The organism is Methylomonas sp. EFPC3 (genome assembly GCF_029643245.1).
Classification (GTDB): Bacteria; Pseudomonadota; Gammaproteobacteria; order Methylococcales; family Methylomonadaceae; genus Methylomonas; species Methylomonas koyamae_B.
This window is the reverse complement of record NZ_CP116398.1, coordinates 3,239,496-3,263,027: the sequence shown is the minus strand read 5'-3', so window position 1 is coordinate 3,263,027 and position 23,532 is coordinate 3,239,496. Positions and strand designations below refer to the sequence as shown.

The following is a 23,532-nucleotide window of genomic DNA, read 5'->3' as shown; positions in this document are numbered from 1 at the left end:
TGACTGAAACTCAGTAGCTATCCTCAGGGCCTTTGTCGCCTTTAAACTTCAGCATCTCTGCAGGGGATACTGATAACGCATCCGCCAATTTGCAAATATTCAGCAAAGCAATATTTCGTTTTCCCCGCTCTACTCCTCCCAAATAACTTCGTGCCATACCGCATTCGAGTGCGAGTTGCTCTTGAGACCAGCCTCGCTCTTTCCTCAATTGGACAAGACGTTGTCCAAATAAGACAAGTGGGTCAGGCATGGGCTGGGAGTCGGTAGGCATTTCATGATGCTACTTACCGGTATCCTATGAGGCCACGCTCTATGAGTGACAATTTTGCTCTGCAGGCTTATATTTGGCGTTTTGTCTTTGCTGTCCAATGCCAAATTTGTCGATCCATCCTAAATTGGCTCATCTTTCTGACAGTCAGATAGATAATCTGATGACACGGTACTATGCGGGAGAAATGATTGTCGATTTACTGGCAGAATTCAAAGTCGATCATCATCCGCATCATTTATTCAAATTATTCCCGCCGATACTTCACTCGTTCTTGGTATGTCCTTGTTGCGATGCTGCGATGATGTCCCCAAGAATATCTAGGAGTGCGCATTATGAAACAACGATGCGTTGTTCCCAATGCAGACATGAGGATAGTTCGCGATGTAAATGTGACCATTGCCGTAACCGTCAGAGATCAGTTTCTGGCAAGGTTTCGAGAAAAGTTCTTGATGCTAAAAATGGCCAAAGAGGACAGACCCAAAATCTGAGTATTGAACCTGCTTACCTAGCATTGGACCAGGCCGTCGCTTTGCTGGCTCTGATGCGTTGTCGTGGAATTGATGGTATGGTGGCGACGGCAGTCTGGGATATGGCTGCTGTGCCATTTGCCCCCAAAGGTCACTATGGTCATACGCTGGTCCAGAAATTAGGTCAGGCGAAATTACTCAGTGTGTCGAATTCAGCAGTTCCTGAAAATTTCGGTGTGTTCGAAAATGAGCCGCGAATTGAAACGGCTTTTCCGATTTTTTGGAGTATATCCAGCACCTCCCGCACTAATCTGATTCAAGGCATTGAACAAGTTGCCGCCCACGGAAAATGGCCCAGGCATTGGTTCGATCAGCTGCCTGATTTAGTGCGCGCTTTGGCCTTTGCAGAATGTAAGGAGTTTTACGACTATTGCGCCAAACAACGAGGATTACCGCCTTCGGCCCAGCGCAGCACGTCGGTGATGTTGAATAATCTATTACAAGACTATTCGGTGGCTCAATGCTATCGAATTATCTATGCTGGTGCCAAGGCGGCGGCTGACTTCTTGGTCAGGACTTCCTGTACCCCGCAGCATGCCGCCAATTACATGATCGGAGCCTGCCAACGTTGGCTAGATCGAGCACGAGCTGAGAACTGGCTTGTGACACCCTTTCACCGAAACCACGAACTTCCACGCAGCATGATCAGCGTTGTGCTGTACGAAGATTTTCTAAAATCAGGGGATGATGGGTTCAATTTGCCTTTGGATAAAATTACCAGACCAAAAAGGTAACTTCTTGCGACCGAATGGCTTGAATCTCATCGATTGTTTTAATCAGTCAGTTTGATTGCTGTTGTGCAACGAGACCTTGATACCTGTTTCCATTGAGTCCGAGAGTTAGTTTGATGTTAAGCCAACGCGTTTGGGTAAGAAGATTAGCTTTTAGCTTATGGTCATCTAAGGAGTGGACATAATCCCGGTCATTAATTTGGCCGGCTAATTCAGAGAGTAACTGAACATTATGCCTGTATTGCTCCGGAGTCATCGGAAACGAGCCATCGTCCCAATCCATGTTTTCAAAAATGTTAACTCTGAATAATTCAAAGAACTCGCCTAAAAGCTTTCTTTTATCCAGTTCATAACCGATGATCAATAAGATTTCGAATATGACGTAAGCAAGAGGCTGTTGATCACCCTTGCCTTTAATATTGGCTTTGTGCCAATACAGCACTAATGCAGCAAGACTATCGAAATTTCCCACTTCTAAAAGTTTTCGAAAGTGTGGCGTTGAGAGCTTATTAATTGGCTCCCATTGACCTGGGTGTCTTAATTTCGGTTGAAAAACGATATTACCAGCTTCAGTCCCCTTAAGCTGATTTAACCAGGTGTCAATTGCCACTACATCAGTTTCATGCAGGGAGATAACGTCCCATAGGATATGGTTTATTTCCTTTGCTGATCCATCAGCTTCCCTATTAACGTTTTCGATTAATCCTGCGAGTGGAGTATTTTTACCCAGCTTGTAGCGGCTCCATTTACCCGATGGGTCCTTTTCCTGAAAGTTTGGGTCGAGCTTTGCTCGGAAATGGTTTTCTATCTGTTTGGCCTGAGTGTAACCCAGTCGAATCCGAACGCCTTCATACCAGTAACGTACACGAAGGATTTGGATTGGATCAAGGCTTCTCGGAATTTTCAGATTATTTTTTTGATAAGTGACCATGTGAATTTTAGCCTCAGCTGCCGCTAAAATGATAAATATCGTTTAACCAATTGAAATTTATTAATTATTTATTTTTTGTGCAAAAAATCGTTCCTTTGACGCAGCCAGTTAGCCTACGTTAGGCTAAATCCTAATGATATTACCGTTACTCAAGACTGCTCTATGCAACCAGACGTCACTGAACAACTCGTACAAGAAATTCGTGGCGATTTAAACCACTTATATGGACCGTTAATTGCGGCCCGAGATCTGTGGAAGGTACTCGGGTATTCAAGTTCAGGCGCTTATCGGCAAGCACGGCTGCGAAAAAGAATTTCGGTACCGGAATTTGAGATTGAAGGTCGTAGTGGTCACTTTGCGTTAACGGTCGATGTTGCACGCTGGCTGGCACAGCAGCGTATGTCCAACCCTAAACCACATTTACTAGAAGGAGAAAACGATATGACCTAAGCAATATGTACTGACTAAAACACAGGCTTAGAAAGACAAAAAGCCTAGGGCTGCAACCCTAAGCTTTTGATGAAGCCGTCGAGATTTTGATCCTCAAGACGAGCTCATTGTTAATCTAAAAATCGTGGGTGTCAAGCCTGCGGCCTGTTTATGCGCACCATTTTTAAACGCATTATTCAGGGCGCAGGATTTGTGCGCCCTGAAATTAGATTAATGGAGAGTAATATGTCCTCAAATCTTTGGCAAGGGCGCTGGTGTGGTATGAAGCCAGCCGGCGATAATCATCGACGAGCCCGGAATGTTATTAGTCCATCAGGCTGCATTGTTCGCGGAAAATTCCCCAGCCGCAAGAATGGTCGGATGGTGCACCATGAGGGATTACCAGAACGGGACGCTATTTATCTGTTCGAGGCATCTCCCAATGTTGTGCGATATCGTGAACAACCAATAACCCTTGAGTATCCCGATGGCGCGGAATTGCGCCGATATACCCCGGATTTCGAGCTAGTGTTGATCACCGGCGAAATCATTCTTATCGAGGTCAAGGCGGTCAGTAGTCTTGGTCATGAAGATGTACAGCACAAATTTAATTGTGTCGCTGAGCATATGCGTAGGTCAAAAAAGCCCTTTTTTATCTTGACCGATGAAGTGATACGGCAAGAGCCACGCTTATCCAATCTACGCTGGGTACTTCGTCAAGCTCCACTTATTCGACCATCCGCGGATGCCATGACGGTAGCTATCATTAAACTTCGCGACTGCCTTCCTGCATCGTTTGCAGAGGTTACAGCTTTGACAACTGACAGTAGCGTAGACCCCTACAGTTTGCTCTTGGCTGGATATTTGCGTTGTTCCCTGGACCAGCCTATCTCAGACGATACCCTAATTGAATTGAACCTGGAGGCTGACAATGGCTGGTTTTACATTGCGCAAGAACAGGGTTTTTGACTGGAACGGTACTGCATATCGAATAGATCGTATCCAACCGAATAGTGAGTTGCTGTTGGAACGCATGAATGACGGCCATTTTTCTGTAATTAGTCGTGAGCAACTGCTCACCGAGTATAAGGCTGGCAAAATTTCCGCGAAGTCGGGTGATGCTGCGGCCGCTACAAACTTGTTAGTGCCTTCATTTTCAAGGCCACTTGATGAACTATCAGAAGGCGTCAGAAACGCCGTGAAGCGTCGAAAACATTATCTTGAATGTATTCTCGATCATGGCGTTCCGATTTTTACTCCAGAGTATTTAAAGCCGTTAATTGGACAGGCCGCTTTAGAAATCGGTGATTTAACCCCGCCGGGCGTGACAACCGTATATCGTTGGTATTGTCGGTTTAAATCAGTAGGTGACCCGCGAGCTATCATTCCGAGGACTGATCTTCGTGGTCCAAAAAAGTTGCGGCAAAATGATCGCATTCTCCAGTTGGTAGCAGAAGCTTTGGATGATGCTTTTAAAGCCTCACCACAGGCGACCGGCCGTAGCGTATATACGCGCTTACTCGGCAAAATCGATATTGAGAACCAGCGAACTATTGGCGGTACGCCTATCAAATCCCCGTCTTTAAGGACTTTGTACCGTTTGGTTGAACATGCTCAGGCATACGAACTCGTGGTACTTAAGGAAGGTAACGCAGCTGCGGATAGGCGATTTAGGTTGTTAAAAGCCGGCGTAAAAACCTCTCGTATCCTAGAGCGCGTTGAAATTGATCATACGCCGCTCGATTTATTCCTCATTGACGAAAGAACTTGGCTACCACTTGGCAGGCCCACGTTAACCGTGATTATCGACCACTATAGCCGGATGTTGCTGGGCTACTATTTGAGTTTCGATAGCCCTTCGACAGCAGCGGTAATGGGTGCCTTACGGCATGCCATTCTGCCCAAAAAATTGGCTGATGGGATCATAGCAAACCTAAAAATCGCCAACACTTGGCCTTGTTACGGTTTGCCTGAAGTCATGGTGGTCGACAATGGCTTGGAGTTCCATAGCAATGACCTGGAAAGCGTCGCTTACGATTTAGGCATTCGCATTCAATACTGCCCCAAGCATGCGCCACGTTTTAAAGGGGTGGTAGAGCGCCATTTAAAAACAATCAACTACTTCTTTGCTCATCAGTTGCCCGGAACTAGTTTTGCCAAATTTTATCTGCGCGGCGACTACGATCCACAAAGAGCAGCGTTGTTAACCTTTGCTGAATTTAAGCAAATTTTTGAAAAATGGGTGGTTGATATTTATGCCCAGGACGAACATCGAGGTCTCGGTAAAACAACGCCTTGGGCTCGCTGGCAAGAAAGCATTGCACATCACGAACCGGTACTACCTAGTGATTTGCAAACATTGCAGCGCCGTATCGGCCTAGTCGCAGAACGTTCATTGCGCCGTGATGGAATTTTCCTGCATGGCATCCGCTACAGTGGCGATGAGCTCAGTCCCATCCTGCGTGGATTTGGTGAGGGGGTGAAAGTTCGGTTGGTCTACGACCCGGAAGACTTGGGTGAAATCCAGGTCTGGGGGCCCAATAATGCCGAGCCGGTTGCCGTAAAGGCAGTCGACTATGAGTTTGCCCATGGACTCACCATCAAACAAAACGAATTTATTCGTCAATATCTACGGGAGCAAGGTGCGGACATTATCGACAAAGTAGCGCTTGAGAGAGCCCGAAATGAGCTGGCTCAAGCTATCGAATCATTAATGACTAAGCGCAAACATCGCGCAAGACGCCGTAGTGCGGCACTGCGAGGGATCACCAGTAGTAAACCGAACGGGTCCGATCTAAATACCGATACTAAACCTGATGTTAAAAAGGTATCCAAGCCGCAAAAAAACAAAGCGTGTGAAGTAGTCGAACAGTGTCAGGAACCGTCGGCGATGGAAATCATCGGCTCCTTTCAAATGAAACGCTTGCAAGGAGGTCGCGTATGAATTTCAAAGAGATTTGCAACGAGTTACAACGTTTTGATGAAGAGTACATTCCCTTTCCACCCTTCGTCGTCGCAGTCGATGCGGTTAAAACAAATCTAGCATTGTTTCGCGAAACGGGCATTGCCCAGCACTTGTTGGTACTCGGTGAAAGCGGTGCTGGCAAAAGCAGTCTCTGTAGCTGGATTGAGCAACAATATCCCAAATTTGCCTTGCCTGACCGGGATGTCACACCGGTGCTGATCGTTTCGGTTCCCTCGACGGCCACTGTAGCGAGCGTGGCAACGGCTTTGCTTGAAAAGCTGGGAGATCCAGGGGCGACCACCGGAACCGTGTCGGCGAAAACATCGCGGGTCATCAGGTTATGCCGGGCCTGTCGAGTGGAAATGATCTTGTTCGATGAAGCACAACATATTCATGACCGAGGTCGAGCCACCACACATTACATGGTAGGTGATTGGATAAAATCATTAATCGATCAGACCGGTGTGCCGACCGTGTTACTTGGCGTGCCTCGCCTGGAACAAATCTTACAAGTTAACGAACAACTCCGGCGACGCTTTTCCCGGCGCATTCGTTTAGCCCTGGGGCAAAGTGACACGAACTCTATCCACGCCGAATGCCTTCAACTGTTTCGTTCGCTGGGTTCCTGCCTACCACTGCCTTTGATGTGTGGCCAGTTTGGTTGGGATGATCTGGGTATGCGTCTCTACTACGCTAGTGATGGTCGTGTTGCGTATATCAAAAAGGTCTTGGCGTCCGCGTTGCGGCTCGCATTGGAAACCGGAATGGCAGAGATTGGCCCAATGCTTTTGGAACAAGCCTTTACCGAGGAAATCTGGTGGGAGGGATTGGGTAAACTGAATCCTTTCAATCCTTCATTTGAGTTTCGCCGCCTGGACAGGGGTAATGAGCCATTCGAGTCTGGCAATTTCAGTAGTGCCCGCAAGGGCCGTAAGGAGGCGGTATGTTGATACCGTTTAGCGACTATCCCGTTCGACCGCAGCTACAACCGGGGGAAAGCCTGATGGGTTATGGGTACCGGTTTTACAGTGCTAACGGTCACAGCCTGCCTTTAGACGTTAGGCAATTGCTGTCTCGTTGGTATACATATGAGCACGATGAGTCATTCCAAATAGCGCAATCACTTTTCGGGGGCTTTCTGTCGCTAAAAAAATGTTGGTGGATTCGATACGCGCAAAATCCGCTGATCAATGCTTTAGAACGAAATAGGACCCTGACTGGAATCCTACGAATACCCACACCTCTTTGGTTTTGCCCAAAATGTTTAAGCGATGATGAGTTCTATTACGGACTATGGGAGTGCAAATTAATTGAAGTATGCCCATTCCACCGTATTGAATTGGCCCGAATATGTCCGAAATGTCGCAGAAATTTTTCTTGGCGTCGGCTTTCAGCGGATTGGAAATGTGCATGCGGTTTAGAACTCGTCACCTTAATCACAAAACCGGCTCGGCAATATGAGTTGGATTTAGCTCATCAAGTTGCATTTGTGTTGTTTCGTGAATTGCCAGTCAAATTACAACGAAATCTGAAGCCAAATACAGCTTCTTACGAATTCGGTCGTCATAAACTCAAGCAGATTCACGACCTGACAAAGGTCGCGCAGGGAAGATGATTTTTGAAAATCAGCCTACATTGCCGGTTCGTATTCGCCCCTTTCATGGGGAGGCGACTATCGGATATTTGCTGCGCGTTTCGCAGGCTAACGGCTACGTGACCCTTAGCCAGTTAGTTAACCCGTTTAGAAGCTTTGACGCCCTATGCCAAGGGCTTAACTTATCAATCGAGGAAAGACAAACGCTGATTGGTCCACTCTCGAGTTTCCGGGGATCAACCGAATTGTTGAATTCTCAGACTAGTGTTGATTTCAACACTAGTCTAATGCGCTGGTGCTCGTTGTGTTTTCAGGAATCAGCCCATATCCGTGGGTCATGGTTGTTAAAAATCAGTTGCGTCTGTAGCCGACATGCTGTTGTGCTACATGACCGGTGTCCTTGTTGTGGCAGCGTCCAGCGCCTAGGGCGAGTGAACTACCTCCAATGTGATTGTGGTGTATGTAATGGTCAACAAAAACCGGACACTTGTTTAGGCAGCGTCTCTCGAAAATTCCCGCTCGAATTCGATCGGGGATTGATAGCCCAATGTTGAATGCGATCGACGGCCGTTGTAAAAAGCCAAATAGTCGATCACGCTCAGTTTTGCCGCCTCTTGGGTTTTGAATTTTTCGTAGTTGAGCTGTTCATGCTTCAAGCTACGGAAAAAGCGTTCCGTCGGCGAATTGTCCCAGCAATTGCCTTTTCGGCTCATGCTTTGCTCCATGCGCATCACGGCCAGATGTTGGCGATATTCTCGACTCGCATACTGACTACCACGATCCGAGTGATGCAGCAGACCAGGTGGCGGTTTGCGACGCCAGAAGGCCATTTGTAATGCCTTGACACAGAGCGAGGTCCGCATGTGGTCGTCAATGGCCCAGCCCACCACTTGGCGGGAGAATAGATCGATAACGACCGCGACATACAGCCAGCCCTGTAACGTCCAGACATAGGTAATATCCGTGCTCCACACTTGATTTGGCTGAGCGACCTTGAATTGGCGATCCAGCCGATTTGGGGAGATGGCCTCGCTGTGGTTGCTGTCCGTGGTCACTTTAAATCGTTTGGGGTAGCGAACTTTTAACTTCAACTCCCGCATGATCCGCCGCGTTTTAAAGCGGCCGACGGCAAAACCCTGTTTCTGCAAGCGATCCGCTAAGCGACGCGAACCAAAGCACTGCTTGTTGTCGGTAAAGATTTGACACACTTTATCGGTAAGCTGTTGATCCTGCCGCTTTTTATCACTGCCTTGTGAGGCGGTGCACCATTCGTAGTAAGCACTAGTGCCAACGCCCATGACCCGACACAGTACGGTGACTGGATAGGTCTTCTGTTGCTCTCGAATAAACCCGTACTTTATTCGGTTTCTTTCGCAAAGAAGACTGCGGCCTTTTTTAAGATTTCGCGCTCCATTCGCAACTGTTCATTTTCCTTCCGTAAGCGGATCAATTCGTCACGGTCCCCCAGATTCAGACAAGACTTTTTTACCGCCGATTCGTTCGCCGAAGGCTTGCGTTCCGCTCGTACCCAGCGTCCTAGGGCGCTTTGCGATATGCCCAAATGATCGGCTGCCTGCTGTTGGCTGTAGCCTTTTTCCAGAACCAGTTTGGCGGCATCTTGTTTGAATTCCAGGCTGTATTTTGGCCGATTGTGTTTTTTGTCGTTACTCATGACCACCTCTGCTAACAGTATAAATTCTGCCTTTAGAAGTGTCCGGGGTTATTAGACCATTTCAGTATGGTTGGCTGGGCATCAGGCTCAAGACGTGGTTAGTAGTTCATTATTGCGCCTCAGCCAGATGGTTGAGGCCGCGATTGATAGCCCATCAGGATTACCGGGCGTTCCGCTCCTGTCACTATTGGAATGGCTCAAACTGATCAGTTACCTGGGGCAGTATTCCGATAACGCTCAGCCCAGAAAGCCGGGAAAGCTCGGAAATATGCATCAACTGGATACAGCTTCGGCATTGATGCGGCAGGCAAGTCATTTACTGGATAATTGGCCGGACAATTTCCACGCCCTCTTGATTGAAATTCACTGTCAGGCGAAGCGTGAGGCAAAGAGTACTACACGCATCCGAGATACGTTTGGCACGCTGTACCATGTACTTTATACCGACCTATCAGATGATTGTTTCCAGTTTCTGCGCGACGCATTCGAGCGCTATTTACACGAGCATTGGGCAGGTGTCGTGAATAAACGCCACCGAGCGTTTAAGCCAGAGACGATTGCCAGACATCCCCGTGTGACTTTGAAACAAGCTGCCAAAAAAGCCGGCGTGGCACCGTCAACGGTTCGCCATTTCATTCGAGCTGAGGTCATCGCTGGGCATCAGATTGAATTGCCATCCGGTCGTAGACTGCGTTCAGTCGATGAGCAGAGCCTTAGTGAAATAGCGATTCTGGCAAAGGGATGTATCACTCTTGATCAAGCTGCCAAACAACTAGTGCTGCCGAAGGCCCGGGTCAGAGAATTAATAGCGGGTGGCATTTTGAAGCCGTTGGTCTCAAGAGTCCACGGCAATGCCGCTGCTTGGCTGATTCCGAAACAGCAAGTACAAGCATTGATTTTCGCAGGCACAGAATCGATGCACTCGCCACCGACAATAAACGTCAGATACATATTGAAGTATTGGCATCTGCGCGATGGAGAATTCATCACTTTAGTTCGGGCGCTTTTGGGAAACCAATTAAAACCAGTGGGCAAGTCGGCTGAGCCGACACCATTGGGAAATATCCAGCTTGATGAGCAACAAACTTGGCATTGGCTGGCGGAAATGCGCTACACCGAAGGTGCCAGTATTTCTGTGGATCAGGCAGCGAAGAGGCTAGGCTTGAAACAACAAGTGGTGTACGACTTGGTAAGGCTGGGGTTACTGACGACTATCCAAGATCATCTTCCTGGTCGGCGAGTCACGCAAGCAAGCCTCGACGAGTTTCAAGCTACTTATATTTCATTGGCTGAATATGCCAAATCAGTAAAACGGGCGCCGCGATGGGTATTGCAAACTCTGCCGGTGCAACCAGTTTCAGGACCTTTGATCGATCGCAGCCGGCAGTATTTTTTTCGTCGGTCTGACCTAAATGGTGAATTGAATGGCAATGAAGCCAGTTTGATTCACACGTCGTCTCCAAAAGAAACGGAGTAGAAACTCTATGATGCCATGTAATCTTTGCAGTCCAGCCGATGAAAACGGTATACGTCAGCCATTTGGCTCAGAGGGCCAAATGCTTCTTGGATTAAAACAGAGGGGGAAAACGAAATACTTACCAGATGGAATGAGTTATGAACGGACATACGTTTGTCAGGATTGTGGCGCCGAATGGAAAATGATCGGTAAGCTTGGCTCAAATCCAAGTTACATAGATATACCCATACTTGAAATCGTCAGGCGCTGAGCATGAGAAACGCCAGAGAAAAAATCATCGTATTTTTGCAGGGTCTGCCGAGTTCGCTAACTTGCACCGCCATGGCGATAACGCGATGTATGCAACGACGATAAAGTATGTCGAATGATGGTAGGCCGGCAAAACCTGACTGCCGGGAACTAACAAACATCACTAACATGGAAAAAAGGCGGCAAGTCCATCGGCGGCAACCGGTGAACCTGCCTAACCACCACCCGCCTATGAAGGAGGCAAAGCAATGGCTAAGAATACTCTATATGGAAAACGGACAAGATCCAGAATTGGACAACGAAAATAGCGATAAAGACCATAAAACCGAAGCAAATGGATCGGACGATGTATCGCTCTGCCCCGGCCCCAATGCCGACTATCCGGCAGATGTTGACCGATATATTAGCGCCGAAGTACGTGCGCTGTATGACGTGTATAGCTACCGACACGCAGCGGCTATTTTGGCTAATTCCTTTCCGGAAGAATTGAAAGAAATTGAAGCGGCCTTGCTAGCCTTCCGTATTACGAAGCGAGACTTAGGAAGGTCCGGAGGCGACGAAACCTTTATATCTAAGAGATTTTCAAATATTTTACGTCCTAATGGATGGGTCGAATCACGGATTCAAGGCGATCTCTTAGTAAGGGTGCAGGAGTTCGATGAACAGGTTCTGGCTAACGGAAAAGTTCATAAAGTGAAACGCCCTGACACTAAACCTCGGTTGATCGAGGCTTTTACTGACAGGCATAAACTAGACTACGTAAAAGGTCGTGTTGCCTTTGATTTTGAATGGAAATCCACGAGACAAAACTTCGACCGGGATTTGCATACATTTCGGGCGTTCCACGAATTTGGACTGATTAGTGCCGGGATATTAGTAACACGTAGCGAGAAGTTGAAGCCTCCTTTTGACAACGCGAATAAATTGGGCGATGAAACCGTAAAAGCGAGTTACGGTGCCAGTACAGCCTGGATGGGCAATCTCCTACACCGGCTCAACGCCGGACTACATGAAGGTTGTCCAATTTTGGTATTCGGCATAACGCCAAAATTGATTGAAGATTGGGAACAAACATGACGGACAAAGAAGATGATATATGGTAAATAAAAGCTCAATTTCTAACCTTTGAGAATATTATTATCCTTGCGTGCAAACCGATTGGTAACATTTGAAATATCTTCAGAGAGTAAGTACAACGGGAGTTCGTTGACCGGCAAAAACCGACCCCAAGCGGCCTTTGAGCCAAAACAATTGACTGTCGGGTTCTGGGCCACAACCAGCCGATCAGGGATTAAATTGTTCCTCATGTAAATAATTTGTCAAGCAATCTGAGGCCAAGTTCTGCTAATCTGTTAAGTCCTTCCTTTTTCAGGGGAATGGCGCCGCATTCTGGGCAATTTTCATAGTATTCTCCGGGCATCAATGCGTCGCTTCTCGGAGAAACCGTCTTTTTCCAACCGCAAGAAGGACATACATAAACGAACGGTTTAGGTTTGATAGGCATGATATTACTGTGTAATCCGCTTCATGAAATGGTAATAGTTACTTTGCAAAAACGCCTTATTGCATTTCGTCCCATGACAAATCATACGCATTGATAGTCTGACTTCAAACCTACATATGGTAGTTCTTAACTCATCAACTTTCACTTGTTTCCAGTCGGACACCACCCATGATCTGTGTTCGCAGGTGAGTGCAACGCTCACGTAAAGCGGCGATCTTTTTTGCCATAACGGCATTCTTGATATCAGAGTTACTCACTTCTTCAGCCGCACTGTCCAGACTTGCTAAAGCTTCGGCAACAGGTCCCTCCGAGACCTTCACTACTCCAGCCTCCAGAGCTTCGGCCTCAAGTTTAGCCTGTTCAGCAAATACGTTGCGTAAAGACATTCTGAGGCTAGCAAAGTACCGAGCTTTTTCTTCTTTGGCTTCCTCCTCTCGATATTGCAAATAAAGATCAAGTGCTATTCCGATAAAAGGTAATGCTTTTTGTGCTTTTCCTGCCCATTCAGCAGTTTTCAAACCTAACCACTGTCCAGTCTTAACAGCTTCCCAAGGCCGGAATTTTTTGCCGAAAGCTTTTCCAACTGAGTAAACAATATCACGTAAGTTTTTTGCATTCTTAGCCGCTTCCTCAAGGCTTGCCTTTAGAAGCGGCTGGTCTATACAGAATTTCGTAAACTTTGCAACATAGGCTTGACCTTTAGCGTGATTTCCATCTGCGGTAGCTTTTATTCGTTCGGCGCGTTGTGTTGATCCAAGCTCTACTTCTTTTGCTAGTTGGCTATGTCCAAGTTCTTCTAACTTGTTTTCTGTTTCAGACAGAGCCTGTGCCAAATCAAACTGAACGCCATCGTAAATACTGCTGACTTCACCAGCAATATTAGCCATACCTGACTCAAAGAGACTAATAAACCCTTGTTCGTTGGTAGAATCGTCGATTTGCTGAGCCGCAGGTTCAGCCTGGCGCAAGATGGTTGAATAGATTTGCTGTTTCCAATTTTTTCTAATTTCCAGGAGACGTAACTGCAAGTCTTGGAGAACTTTTTTTTGTCTGCGTAATAGCTCGAGTCGGTTTTTGTCGTCCTCGGAATCAGCCACTTCGGCCTGCAACAGATCAGTCATTTCAGCAACGATCTGCAAAGGTGTGGTGAGTCGTCCCAATGTTCCTGCGTCGTCAACAAATTGATTTATGCCATAAACGAGTTCGTTAATCCGACTTTGTCTTATAAACCGTGTGCGCAACTCTTCGGTCATACCCTTTGCCTGAGTGAACTTCGAGGACGCACAAAAATAAATAGGGACATCAAGATGCGGACCAAGCACCTTTTGAATTTGTCCTAATAAGATTTCCGTTGGATTCGTCTCTCTGTCAATCTTGTTAACGACAATGGCTGCTTTTTTAGCTAGCCCTAAACCAGTATCGTCGAGGACGTATTTCAGATAGGCCGCTAATCGCGGATTGAATAACTCATTCGTAATGACGAACAAAACAAGATCGGCTTTGACCGTTGCTTCGCGAGCAATTCGGTCATGATCGGTTTCGACACCTTGAGCTTGTATGCCAGGAGTATCGACTAGCGTTAATCCCTGCCATGAATATTCCGAAATGGTATCAGTACAAACGTCTGCATCGATTTTCACGTCCGCTCCGGTTAGAGCGCTAATCAATGAGGATTTTCCAGCACTGAATTCGCCCAATAAAACCAAGCGCAACGGAGTTTCAGTTCCTATAAGCTCACGAGCCTCCTCAAGCCTTTCTAATTGCCGTGCTGCTTCTGGAATATCCAAGCCTGCAATAAGGCTCTCTGCGTCCTTAACCACATGGTTCAGTTCTTTAAAATATGTTGAATAAGCCAATTTCATGATTACTTCCCGTTTTCAATCACAATATCCATGCCAAGTAACTTGCGAGCAAGTCGAACATTTGCGCCTTTCGGGCCAATCGCCGCTGCGACTTGATCTTCACGATCAAACCGAACGATAGCGGCTCTTCGACCTGATTGTATGGACAGCTTGATACAGGCATTGTGAATATTATGTAGTCCAAGTGCCTGCAAAACACGCACTTCATCATCGGCATCGCCATCGACTAAGTCAATGCGCTCTCCCCCTATTGCGCTTGCTATCCGCCGGATTCGCTCACCTTTATGACCAATGCATACCGCTAATACATTTTTATGTTGATCAGGCTTAGTACGAATCACGACCTTTGTTCGATAGTCGGGTATGCGCGCCACTGAATCAACATACACATCGCCACCAGTACTCTCTGGAATAAGTGCATTGAAAAGATCAACAATGAGTCCCTTGTTGATAGAATCCGACACCTCGTCCAGATGTTTAAGACTGGCAACAATGGAACGCCAAAGATCACGTGCTGCACAATGTATTGGTGCCATCACCTGATTTGCAGTATCAATATAGAGTGCCTTTGTCTGGTCTAGCCAATTTTCACATGCCATATGAACCCGATGATGATCATTCCAAATACGTTCATTGAGCTTTGCGATGATTGCTGTGCGTTTTTCATGCAGAGCTCGTTTGTCGGAGCTGTCTAAATCGTCTGCAACCGATCTTGCGAGTGCCTCACCAGTGAACCCTGCACCCGCAACAACCACTGCAGCAATCCAACCCGTAGGATTCCACCAGTTTGCAACTGCCCATGTTGCTAGCGCAGCTGCACCAGTGCCGCCAGCAGTTCGCAACCCGATTCTCGCGTATTTGTTTCGACGCTGGTCGTTCTCCAATTTGTGGTAGTCATCAAGCAGCTCATCAAAGTCATCAACTTTAACGAATTGGAAGTCAAATGTTGATGAACGCATTTCCTCTGAAAACTCTGATTTGAAGTCCTGCTGAGCGATCTCGGTGAACCACGTCCCTGCATCCAATACAGCATGTGTGTTTAGGAGCTGTTTCCAGTGTGTGTTGAGGGCATGGCCTCGACCGCCTGCCGCAATGACCTCGTCGATCATTCCTGGAATAGCGTCGCTTGCAGCTTGAAACCGCGAGCGTATTAAAGGTAATCGCCGTACAGACTTCTTCTGTGCTTCCAGAGCGCTTATCTCGAGCCGTTTTCCCAGCTGCTCGAGTGTATCCATCATTTGGCGGAACTCCCCAGCAAAGGGGCGAAGCATGTCTTTCAGAGGCCACAAGTGGCTGAGAAGAAGCGTTCTTGGTCCAGCCAACCGAGCCGGTAACGCTTCAGTTTGGATAAATTCGGTAATCCGGTGTTCTAGATCACATATCCTGCTGTTGCTCACTAGAGCGTGCCTATCGTCTTCCTCTAATCCTTCGGGGAGACCGGCATCAGAACGCCCGAGCCACGCGGCCCTTGAGTGTATGTGAATCAAGCGAGGTTTCGGCATGCTTAAACGCCGCTCTAATTGTCCACAGATTCTCCTTGAATGGCCGTCAAGTTCATCTGCTTTGAAGATCAGTTCCGGTCGGCCAATTAGCAAATCCAAATCTTCGTCTGCAGTCTTAACGTTGAGTAGGACCGTAACACCCTTTCCTTGAGTACGAATGGTTCTGAAGCGCTCAAGCTCACCATCCGTTGCTTTGTCGTCCGTAAGCATGAACAAGATGTGATCGGCGCGATCAATAAACTCTTCAGCCATCTCGCCAAGAGCTTCACCTTCAAACCCCTCGATGCCCGGGGTGTCAACAATTCGCAAGGCGGGCCTATCAGGTGGGCTCTTGCCGTCGGTGCTTGGAAAGTAATACGCGCGTACTTCGCGAGTAGTATGCTGCATGCCGATACCAATAGTTGAGCCGTCTCCACCGGTAAGGGCCTCCATGGTGGTGCTTTTGCCCGCCCTGGTCCGTCCAAAGAGCATTAAGGTAACGTAGGAGGCATCGCGCTCAAAATTCTCTAAGGACTTGGACAAACTATCCGCGAACTTTGCCGACAGGCCGTCCAATTTACCCCGCAAATCATTGTAGCGTTGACTGAAGGTCTCAGTTGCTTCGCGAATAATCGGATTGGCGTTAGTTGGGGCTATTACTTGGGCTGCACCGATTTGTTTTTCAAAGTGCTGAAGGGCAGTGAGGAAATCTTTTTGACCTGGACGTGCATGATCAAGTGCGCGTTTAGCGGCCTTGGCAGCAACTTCCAATTGCTTTGTGATTTCATCACTTGGATTCATGAATTTGATTTTCCGTATAAATAATGCTTAATACATAGGGTAAACAGAGTAAATATCCCCCGGCAAAGCCGGGGGATTTCTCATTTTTGGTTAAGATTCTATTTTTCATAGTTCGTAACTATGAGTTATTGCTCATCCATCTGCTGATAATTTAGCCGAAAATGAGTTTTTTCCCCAACCGAGGCTTTTTCAACACTATTTGTAAGGCGCTTAGCTTTTAATGTAATCATTTTTCACCTCCGTTTTGTCTATCGACGCAGGCAAAAAAATCCACTTCGTCAATCAGCACTCGCCAACCAACACGTTGATCTCACAAGAGCACAAATGTCAAAGCAGGTAGCCACACATTGAGTGACAGCTAAATGCAGATTGCTGTCGCTTGATTTGGGCCACTCCAATGACTGAAGATGGCCGGTAGCCCTCGGCGAAATTGAATAACACCATAACAACCATCAAGAATGGTCCTTGACCCTGATGGGAATCAATTCCAAAGGTACGTTGTGACTATAGGTATGTTCTTGCCGAAATGAACTGCGTTCATCACTCATTACTGATATGAGATTTTTAAATGGCTCGGATACCGAATTAGAATCCAATAGCCTAAGCAAATAGCTTGTAGCTTCGAACTGAGTGTCAAAACCAATGTGGCTTGCATATTGACCTGTCAGTAACGGTCGCCAGAATTTCGCGTTGGGACCCAACCAGAATTTTGCAAAAGGTAATGTGGCTGCAATTTCTAGTCCTTTGGGATCCATATCGCTAAAGACTATGATGGTATTATCGGCGCCGAAGCGCTCGACGAAGTCTCGGCAAGCATTGGCTTTGGCGCCGCTTTTATGATCGCCGCGGTAGAGCCAAAGGGCTTTTGGGTCGATACAGGGAATTTGCCATGCGTGGCATAGCGGCATGATGGCTAGGTTTTCGACGACTACGATAGTATCGTGCTCGATAGTTTCGATACTGGAATTCATACATATCAGGCCGGCTGACGTGAGGCTTTGCGGATACAGCTGGATTTCCACGTTATTGATGCGAATGATCCCATCCTGGCTGTTTAATAACAATTGGTCTTCGCTGGCTGGCTTGGCCGCCAGTTTTTCGTTCGCATGATATTGGGCCATCTCTAAACGGTTTTCCGGCAAATGCTCGGTAGTGAAGGGATCCAAGCCGACTTCGGCTAAGATTTGCTGGCGTAGGCGGCGTTTGTCTTCGGCGCTAAATATCAAACGGCTGTTGCTGAGATGGCCGAAGCCATAGTAGGTTTGTACCTTTTGGCCCAATTGGCTAACCGGCCTGTCTGTGGTTAGCCCCGGCTTGTCTCTGACTAGTGCGCTGATCCATTGGTACAGCTTTCTGTCCACGTCACGCTACCCGCTGCAATTGGATTTCCTCTATGATCTGGTTGCCGTTAAAGCCTTGCAGGTTTTTGCCTTGCATATCCAAGGCGATAGCGCGGCGTATGCGCCCAGGCAGGCAGCAGTATTGGGCGAACACCATATCCAACCACAATTCCGCTTTGACTTCCAAGTCTTGATCGCGCCAATAGTGTAGCGCCGAAACCTTGCGGCCTTGCCGTTCCAGGGCCAAGGCAAACAGGTTTTCGATATGGCTTTCGTACAAGTCTTGACCGTAGGGGATTTGTTCCGGCGCCTTCGTATCCAACGGTGACGTGGCGCTGTCCCTTGTCAAAGGCGCGACAGGTTTGGCTTGGCGCCGCAGTTCGTGGACGATGGCGGCTAGGTCGGCCTGCAACAAGGGATTGCCGGCATTGATGCCGGGCCGCAAGCTCAGGCCTGGGCCGCGCTGCAGTAGCTTGGGGACGTCGGCTTCGGCGCTCCAGTCCAAGGGCTCCCATTCGGGGTGATTCCGTAAAAACTGCGCCATCGCCCGGCAGCGGTTGGCGGTTTGTTCCTGCAGCCTTAATTTGAACAGTAGTTCCTTCATGCGGCCGACGATGCCGGTCAGGCGTTCGACGACGCTTTTGTATTGGTCGATGAAGCGGATAATCTTGCGGCTGAGTTCCGGCGGTATAGCACTCCAACTGCTCAGCCAGTCGTAGCAACCGTCGATTCTGACATGGTTCAGTTCTTGCACCAGTTGCTGGGCGTAGGCTAGCGCCCGCTGGTTTTGCCGGATCTTGCCGTTCAAGGAACTGACGAAACCGAATTGACTGGTGATAACCGCGAACATCACGCCGAGGCTGTTTTCCAAGGCCTCTATCGCTTCGTACAGCGTGTCGTCGATTTGCTCCAAGTGATATTGGGCCTCGTCCCGCTTGTTCTGTTCCAGTGCGCGGCGGTAGTCTTCGATGTCCTCCTCGACGTTCAGGATCATCTTGGCCATGTTGAGATTTTGCTGATAACGCTGGTTGCGCAGCAGAAGGCGGTCTATCAAGCGCTTGAGATCGCCGGTCAGACGGTATTCGTCACCGGTATCCGCTGTGCGCAACAGACCGGATTTTTTCAAGCTGTCGATTGCTGCTCGGTTTTCGTCGTCGGCATGCAGCGTGCCGTCGATATAGGTTTTTGCCAACAATTGGTCGGCACTTGCCAGTTTGCGGATGAGTCCGGCAATCTGTTCGTGGTCGAAACTCATAAAAACAATTCCTGCTGCTCGCCGTCGGCACCGCCGGCCGCGTGTTGGTCCAGCTCCAGGTTTTCGGCGTCGTTCAGGAAGGCGATGAGCTGATGTAGATAATTGATTTTTCCGGTGGCGATATACACAGAGGATTGCGGGTTGGGGCGCGCCAGAAAGCCGGTTTGTTCCAGCTTTTGCAATACCCAGGACAATTGATCGTTGATACCGGTTTTGCTTGTTTTGAACAGCGTCAATTGGGTCAGGCGGTTTAATTGCTCCGACAAAGACGGCTCGTGTTCTATGGCCTGCAAAAGCTGATGCAGACGGATTTCGTCGCGGGCCCGGATCGGCATGTCCTGGCTCAGCGCGGTCATGACCATGTCCATCCATTCGACGACCGGGCGCAGTTGCGAGCGGACTTCGGAAAAGGCCTCCCTGATTGCAGCGCGGTTGCTGTCGTCGACCACCGTGTAGGCCGCGTAAAAAAGTTCGCCGTCAATGTTTTGCAATTCTCTATCCAGCGGCTTTAAGAAAGCGTCGATCTTTTCGGCATTGGCGGCTTGCGACAAATAGTCGAAGGCGTCCGGATAGGCGGTCGGACAAATGAAATGGCCGCTCAATAAGCTTTCGGCGACTTGCTTAAACACGGGCGTCCTCCTGTTTTGTCTGAGCGATCAACAACTGTTCGAGCTTGCTTTCCGGCAGTTCCACTTCGTGAAGCCTTTGTCGGTCGATCAAATAGCGGCGCTCGAATAAGCCCAGCACGTGGCGGTCGGCGGTCGGCGTGGCCGACAGGATTTGGATGTTTTGTTTGGCCAATAGATTCATCATGGCTTCGATGTTCTCCGGGGCCAGATCGCCCAGTTCGTCGATCGGCCAGCAGACGACGGTCCGATTTTGCTTGCGCAGCATGGCTGTGACGCCGGTGAAGAAGGTGATCAAGGCCAGATAGGATAGGCCGGTAGAGCTGACGTCCTTCAATTCCCGCGAATTGCGGGCGTGTTTGAGCTGGCCGTTTTCGAAGATGCTGAATTCGATGTCGAATAACGAAATATGATTGATTTCGAATCCTTTGGCCGGCAGCAGTGCGGTCAATTCGCCCATGGCTTGCACCAAGTCTTCCGGAATCTCGTGAGTACCGCTCAATTCGGCGATGTCGCGGTACTGGCAGTAATGATCGCCGAATTTTTTCAAGGGCTGCCAATATTCCAAATCGCTCATCTTCGAGCGCACGTTGACGGTGATTTCGCCCAATGCGGCGAAATAGCGTTCTTCGCTGACGTATTTGGACAGCTCGCTACCGGTGTGTTTGATCGCGCGCTCGAAGTTATTCAGGTGCAGATAAAAATTGTTGACGTCGTTAGCATGAGTGTCGATCTGCAGGGCGGTGTTGTGTTTGACCTGATTTACCATCTGTAGCACATGGATCAAAGGCTGTTCGATTTCCAGTACTTCGGCCAGAAAGAACTCGCTACGGGCTGCAGCCGCGTTGAGCGTTTGCGACCAAGCTTCGGCTAATTGGCTGTGCAGATGTCGGTTGAACAGCTGCACCAAGGTTTGCTTGCCGCCTTGAATATCGCGTTCCTTGTGTTTGCGCTCTTTCAGGCTATCTTGGGTCAGATGCGGCAGTGTGCCGGCCGCATATTCCGGTAAGTCTTCGGCGCGAACAGGCGGGGACTGGCGTAACTGCTCCATGCACTGCTCCAGTTGTGCCGACAGGCTGCTGTTTTTCTTCTGCTCCTCTTCCTGCGCGGAGATTTGTTGATTCAGCTCGGCCCTTTGCCGTTGGTAATCCTTTTTTAGAATATCGATGTCATCTTCTAATTGTCGGCGCAGGCTCTGACAGTCGCCGCGTTGCCGGCAAAGCTCAGGATGCTGTTGCCAGCGTTCTCGCAGCCAGCCGGCGTATTCTTCGGCCTTGCGCTGGAAGCTGCGTGCGTCCTTTTCCAAGCCCTCGGCTTCCTTGAGTTTTGCCGCCAGCGTCAGAATAGTCTCTTCGTCGGCGCCGCTGTTTTTTAAGCGGCTCTTCAATTGCTGCTTGATGCGGCTTTGTTCCTGCTCGAACTGCTGGTCATCGGCTTGGATTTGGCTATTTACCGTTTCCAACAGGTTCTCCAAGTCCGATTCCAGGATGCCTTTTCGTTCCAGATGTTCGTCTTGTAAGGTTTTTAAGGCCTGTCGATGTTGGATTTCGATGTCGGCCAGACTTTGGTCGCAGTTTTTGATGTCGTTGGATAAGCGATCGATTTCCTGTTCCAACTGGTGTTTGGCTTTGGCGGTTTCGGCTGCTATCCTGTCGGTTAGCGCTTCGGCTTCCTTGCTCAGATTCTCCTCCAATTTTTCGGCCATTTGTACACCTTGCCGGGCTTGGTCGTATGCCGACTTGGCCTGTTCGCGCAGTTTGTTGGCGGCTTGCAAGGCCGCTTCCAGTTCTTCGCATTCTTTGCCGTGTTTGCCGACCTCTCCGAACAGTTTGGCTTCTTCCTGTTCCAGTTTGGCTTTGTCGGCAGTCAAGTAACTGCGGTCGGCCAACGCCTCCAAGTTGATGCTGAGGCCGTAAAAGTCTCCACCTTGCCCAGTCCATTGTGGCGCCAGGTCGCTACGATCCAATAAATCCGGGGCGATGACCCGGCCTATCGTTTGCTGCCAGCCGTCGGCTTCCTGTTCCAGAAAATATTGCAGCGAAGCCGGCTCCGGCCGCAGGCGTCTTTGGCAATCAGCATGGCGTTCCTTAGCCCGCTTGGTGTCGGCTTTCTTGTTTTTGAGCGCCTGTTCTATTTCTTGGTAATGGTTCAGCCGGCCTTGGTAGTCGCTTTGCGCTTCGGATTGGGCTTGATAAGCCTGTTTGGACGCTTTACTCGCCGTTTCCAAAGCCTCCCGGTTGGTTTGCCGCTGCTCAGCCAACGCGGCGGGGATAGGCGGATTTTTCAGCTCGTTCTGCTTGATTTGAAAGTCCGTTTTAAATTGCGAACGCCGCTCGTTAACGGGTTGCAAACGCTGTTCTTTCGTTTGCTGCAAGAGTTCCTTGCGTTGCTGGAATTCGGCTTCCGCTTCTATAAGGTTTTTGCTTTGCTGCAGCTTAGCGTCTGAAGCTTTTTGTTGATAGAGCTGGGTTTGGGTTTCGTGCCTGTGCTGTAGTTCGGTTAATTGTTTTTCGTAGAAGCGATGGATTTCCTGGGTCTTGTGTTCCAGCGCATCCAGTTCGGCCTGAATGTCGTGCTGCCTTTTGGCGTATTGTTCCGCCTTGGCCGCCTTGACTGCAAAGCTTTCGGCGCCTTGTTCTTCGTAGGCCAATTTTTGCGCTTCCAGCTGTTCGATTTGGTAGCTCAATTCTTTTAATCGGGCGCCGGCTTCGATTAAGGCGTCTTCCTTGGGCTCCAGCTGTAGTTTATGGTTTTGTTGCAATGCATCGCGCTGCTCGCTTAGCTGCTTCAATTTGCTTGCCAGAATTTCGCTTTCGTGCTCAGCGGCTTTGTGTTTGTCCCTGGCATAAAAGTGCAAATGGGATAAGAATTTCAGGGTTTGCTTCAACTCGGCTATGGTTTGCAACAGCCGGTCGAAGTCGGCGCGTTTGGCTTCGATTTCCTTAGCCGCGTTCAAATCGGCCAGCCAGGCGGCTATGTGCTGCTTGTTCAGCTGAAAGGGCAGTTGTTCGTCTTCGTTTTGCAAAAAGCTCTGGCTGAGTTTGCCCCTCGAGATGTCGATCAGCATTTGCTTGATGACATCGAAATCGCCGATTTTCTCGATGACCGAGCCTATGACTTTTTCTATGTGGTTGATCGGCGTTGCGGCCATCGCAAAGCGGGCTTGCATGGTACGCAGGTCTTTCTTGCCGCTCGATAGCTGATGGCACTGTATCACGCTGCAATAGTCGTCCACCGCCAGGAAACGGGAGACTTCCGCCGTCGGCCGGTACAGGCGCTCGATGCCGAGCGCGTCGCGCGGAAAGCCGCTTTCGGCAATGTAATAGTCTTGCCTATAAGCTGCGTCGATGAATTTGTATTTGGCGCCTCGGCCGTCGCTTTGCACCATCACGTGGCAAATCTGTCCATGAAGGCGTTGGTATTCGTAAACCAGATAACTGCTGGCGCGCGGCAGGTAATAATCCAGAAAGCCTTTTTTACTGCCGCTGCCGCCGACGATATTGCTGGGTCGCTCGCCCCAGAACAATTGCATCAAGCGTAAAAAGGTAGTTTTGCCGGCGCCGTTTGTACCGCTTAGGTTGGTATGGCCATCCAGTTTGAGTAAAACGGTTTTGCCTGGCCAAAAGCTATCTATAAGAATAATTTCTTTCAGTTCGTAACAATTTGTCATTGATTGCCTGTAGATATGCAAATCACATTCTTGTGATCGTGTCTTGGATTGTAGACCCGTGCCATTCGGCAGGAATAAAGTGACGGAGGTCTGTCGACTTTGCTTTGGCCTATCCAAGCCACTAAAAAAATCAAAGACCGCACAATA

18 protein-coding genes are annotated in these 23,532 nt (G+C 48.8%); 8 read left to right on the top strand and 10 right to left on the bottom strand.

The window, feature by feature from the left end; genetic code table 11:
- Positions 1 to 10: 10 nt before the first annotated feature.
- A complete protein-coding gene (locus tag PL263_RS14565) occupies positions 11 to 250 on the bottom strand; it encodes a helix-turn-helix transcriptional regulator (RefSeq protein WP_278210027.1) in 240 nt (79 codons plus the stop codon).
- Between the two features lie 205 nt (positions 251 to 455).
- Here PL263_RS14565 and PL263_RS14560 point away from each other — a divergent pair, with 205 nt between their 5' ends.
- Positions 456 to 1,532, top strand: coding sequence for a hypothetical protein (locus tag PL263_RS14560; protein WP_278210026.1), 1,077 nt, complete (start codon positions 456 to 458; stop codon positions 1,530 to 1,532).
- A 46-nt stretch (positions 1,533 to 1,578) separates the two neighbouring features.
- Here PL263_RS14560 and PL263_RS14555 read toward each other — a convergent pair whose 3' ends face one another.
- Complete coding sequence (locus PL263_RS14555) at positions 1,579 to 2,460, bottom strand: hypothetical protein (RefSeq protein WP_278210025.1); 882 nt, start codon at positions 2,458 to 2,460, stop codon at positions 1,579 to 1,581.
- Positions 2,461 to 2,622: 162 nt separating this feature from the next.
- Between PL263_RS14555 and PL263_RS14550 the strand changes: the two genes are divergently transcribed.
- From PL263_RS14550 to PL263_RS14530, 5 genes are all read left to right on the top strand, one after another.
- On the top strand, positions 2,623 to 2,910 hold the full coding sequence (locus PL263_RS14550; protein WP_278210024.1) for a hypothetical protein: 288 nt from the start codon (positions 2,623 to 2,625) through the stop codon (positions 2,908 to 2,910).
- Positions 2,911 to 3,060: 150 nt separating this feature from the next.
- Entirely contained in the window at positions 3,061 to 3,858 is a 798-nt protein-coding gene (locus tag PL263_RS14545) for a TnsA endonuclease N-terminal domain-containing protein (protein WP_278210023.1), read from the top strand.
- A complete protein-coding gene (locus PL263_RS14540; RefSeq protein WP_278210022.1) occupies positions 3,821 to 5,833 on the top strand; it encodes a Mu transposase C-terminal domain-containing protein in 2,013 nt (670 codons plus the stop codon). Before PL263_RS14545 ends, PL263_RS14540 begins: the two co-directional genes overlap by 38 nt.
- Positions 5,830 to 6,804, top strand: a complete 975-nt coding sequence (locus PL263_RS14535) for a TniB family NTP-binding protein (RefSeq protein ID WP_278210021.1) — start codon at positions 5,830 to 5,832, stop codon at positions 6,802 to 6,804. The genes PL263_RS14540 and PL263_RS14535 overlap by 4 nt, the downstream gene beginning before the upstream one ends.
- A gap of 661 nt (positions 6,805 to 7,465) precedes the next feature.
- On the top strand, positions 7,466 to 8,002 hold the full coding sequence (locus PL263_RS14530) for a TniQ family protein (protein WP_278210020.1): 537 nt from the start codon (positions 7,466 to 7,468) through the stop codon (positions 8,000 to 8,002).
- On the opposite strand, the gene PL263_RS14525 is transcribed toward PL263_RS14530, so the two are convergent.
- Both PL263_RS14525 and PL263_RS14520 read right to left on the bottom strand, forming a co-directional pair.
- The gene (locus PL263_RS14525; RefSeq protein WP_278212847.1) at positions 7,940 to 8,794 is read right to left on the bottom strand and encodes an IS3 family transposase; all 855 of its coding nucleotides are present in this window, start codon (positions 8,792 to 8,794) and stop codon (positions 7,940 to 7,942) included. The genes PL263_RS14530 and PL263_RS14525 overlap by 63 nt on opposite strands.
- 11 nt (positions 8,795 to 8,805) lie before the next feature.
- Positions 8,806 to 9,120, bottom strand: coding sequence for a transposase (locus tag PL263_RS14520; RefSeq protein ID WP_278209330.1), 315 nt, complete (start codon positions 9,118 to 9,120; stop codon positions 8,806 to 8,808).
- A gap of 94 nt (positions 9,121 to 9,214) precedes the next feature.
- On the opposite strand from PL263_RS14520, the gene PL263_RS14515 reads away from it, so the two are divergent.
- Both PL263_RS14515 and PL263_RS14510 read left to right on the top strand, forming a co-directional pair.
- Positions 9,215 to 10,597, top strand: coding sequence for a MerR family transcriptional regulator (locus PL263_RS14515; protein WP_278210019.1), 1,383 nt, complete (start codon positions 9,215 to 9,217; stop codon positions 10,595 to 10,597).
- 516 nt (positions 10,598 to 11,113) lie between these two features.
- Positions 11,114 to 11,923, top strand: a complete 810-nt coding sequence (locus PL263_RS14510) for a BglII/BstYI family type II restriction endonuclease (protein WP_278210018.1) — start codon at positions 11,114 to 11,116, stop codon at positions 11,921 to 11,923.
- A gap of 561 nt (positions 11,924 to 12,484) precedes the next feature.
- Here PL263_RS14510 and PL263_RS14505 read toward each other — a convergent pair.
- From PL263_RS14505 to PL263_RS14480, 6 genes are all read right to left on the bottom strand, one after another.
- A complete protein-coding gene (locus PL263_RS14505) occupies positions 12,485 to 14,212 on the bottom strand; it encodes a GTPase (RefSeq protein ID WP_278210017.1) in 1,728 nt (575 codons plus the stop codon).
- 2 nt (positions 14,213 to 14,214) lie between these two features.
- Positions 14,215 to 16,494 carry a GTPase gene (locus PL263_RS14500; RefSeq protein WP_278210016.1) on the bottom strand — a complete coding sequence of 760 codons (2,280 nt, stop codon included), beginning with the start codon at positions 16,492 to 16,494 and terminating at the stop codon, positions 14,215 to 14,217.
- 452 nt (positions 16,495 to 16,946) lie between these two features.
- Positions 16,947 to 17,855, bottom strand: coding sequence for a hypothetical protein (locus tag PL263_RS14495; protein WP_278210015.1), 909 nt, complete (start codon positions 17,853 to 17,855; stop codon positions 16,947 to 16,949).
- A gap of 1 nt (position 17,856) precedes the next feature.
- Positions 17,857 to 19,089: a hypothetical protein gene (locus tag PL263_RS14490; RefSeq protein ID WP_278210014.1), complete on the bottom strand. Its 1,233-nt coding sequence runs from the start codon at positions 19,087 to 19,089 to the stop codon at positions 17,857 to 17,859.
- Complete coding sequence (locus PL263_RS14485) at positions 19,086 to 19,718, bottom strand: hypothetical protein (RefSeq protein WP_278210013.1); 633 nt, start codon at positions 19,716 to 19,718, stop codon at positions 19,086 to 19,088. The genes PL263_RS14490 and PL263_RS14485 overlap by 4 nt, the downstream gene beginning before the upstream one ends.
- On the bottom strand, positions 19,711 to 23,385 hold the full coding sequence (locus PL263_RS14480; RefSeq protein WP_278210012.1) for an ATP-binding protein: 3,675 nt from the start codon (positions 23,383 to 23,385) through the stop codon (positions 19,711 to 19,713). Before PL263_RS14480 ends, PL263_RS14485 begins: the two co-directional genes overlap by 8 nt.
- Between the last annotated feature and the right edge of the window lie 147 nt (positions 23,386 to 23,532).

What these genes read in the sequence shown, in the direction of transcription:
- PL263_RS14530 (WP_278210020.1), top strand. Translation starts at nt 7,466, where the DNA reads ATGATTTTTGAAAATCAGCCTACATTGCCGGTTCGTATTCGCCCCTTT.
- PL263_RS14560 (WP_278210026.1), top strand. Translation starts at nt 456, where the DNA reads ATGATTGTCGATTTACTGGCAGAATTCAAAGTCGATCATCATCCGCAT.
- PL263_RS14540 (WP_278210022.1), top strand. Translation starts at nt 3,821, where the DNA reads ATGGCTGGTTTTACATTGCGCAAGAACAGGGTTTTTGACTGGAACGGT.
- PL263_RS14545 (WP_278210023.1), top strand. Translation starts at nt 3,061, where the DNA reads ATGCGCACCATTTTTAAACGCATTATTCAGGGCGCAGGATTTGTGCGC.
- PL263_RS14490 (WP_278210014.1), bottom strand. Translation starts at nt 19,089, where the DNA reads ATGAGTTTCGACCACGAACAGATTGCCGGACTCATCCGCAAACTGGCA.
- PL263_RS14565 (WP_278210027.1), bottom strand. Translation starts at nt 250, where the DNA reads ATGCCTGACCCACTTGTCTTATTTGGACAACGTCTTGTCCAATTGAGG.
- PL263_RS14510 (WP_278210018.1), top strand. Translation starts at nt 11,114, where the DNA reads ATGGAAAACGGACAAGATCCAGAATTGGACAACGAAAATAGCGATAAA.
- PL263_RS14535 (WP_278210021.1), top strand. Translation starts at nt 5,830, where the DNA reads ATGAATTTCAAAGAGATTTGCAACGAGTTACAACGTTTTGATGAAGAG.
- PL263_RS14500 (WP_278210016.1), bottom strand. Translation starts at nt 16,494, where the DNA reads ATGAATCCAAGTGATGAAATCACAAAGCAATTGGAAGTTGCTGCCAAG.
- PL263_RS14480 (WP_278210012.1), bottom strand. Translation starts at nt 23,385, where the DNA reads ATGACAAATTGTTACGAACTGAAAGAAATTATTCTTATAGATAGCTTT.
- PL263_RS14520 (WP_278209330.1), bottom strand. Translation starts at nt 9,120, where the DNA reads ATGAGTAACGACAAAAAACACAATCGGCCAAAATACAGCCTGGAATTC.
- PL263_RS14555 (WP_278210025.1), bottom strand. Translation starts at nt 2,460, where the DNA reads ATGGTCACTTATCAAAAAAATAATCTGAAAATTCCGAGAAGCCTTGAT.
- PL263_RS14505 (WP_278210017.1), bottom strand. Translation starts at nt 14,212, where the DNA reads ATGAAATTGGCTTATTCAACATATTTTAAAGAACTGAACCATGTGGTT.
- PL263_RS14550 (WP_278210024.1), top strand. Translation starts at nt 2,623, where the DNA reads ATGCAACCAGACGTCACTGAACAACTCGTACAAGAAATTCGTGGCGAT.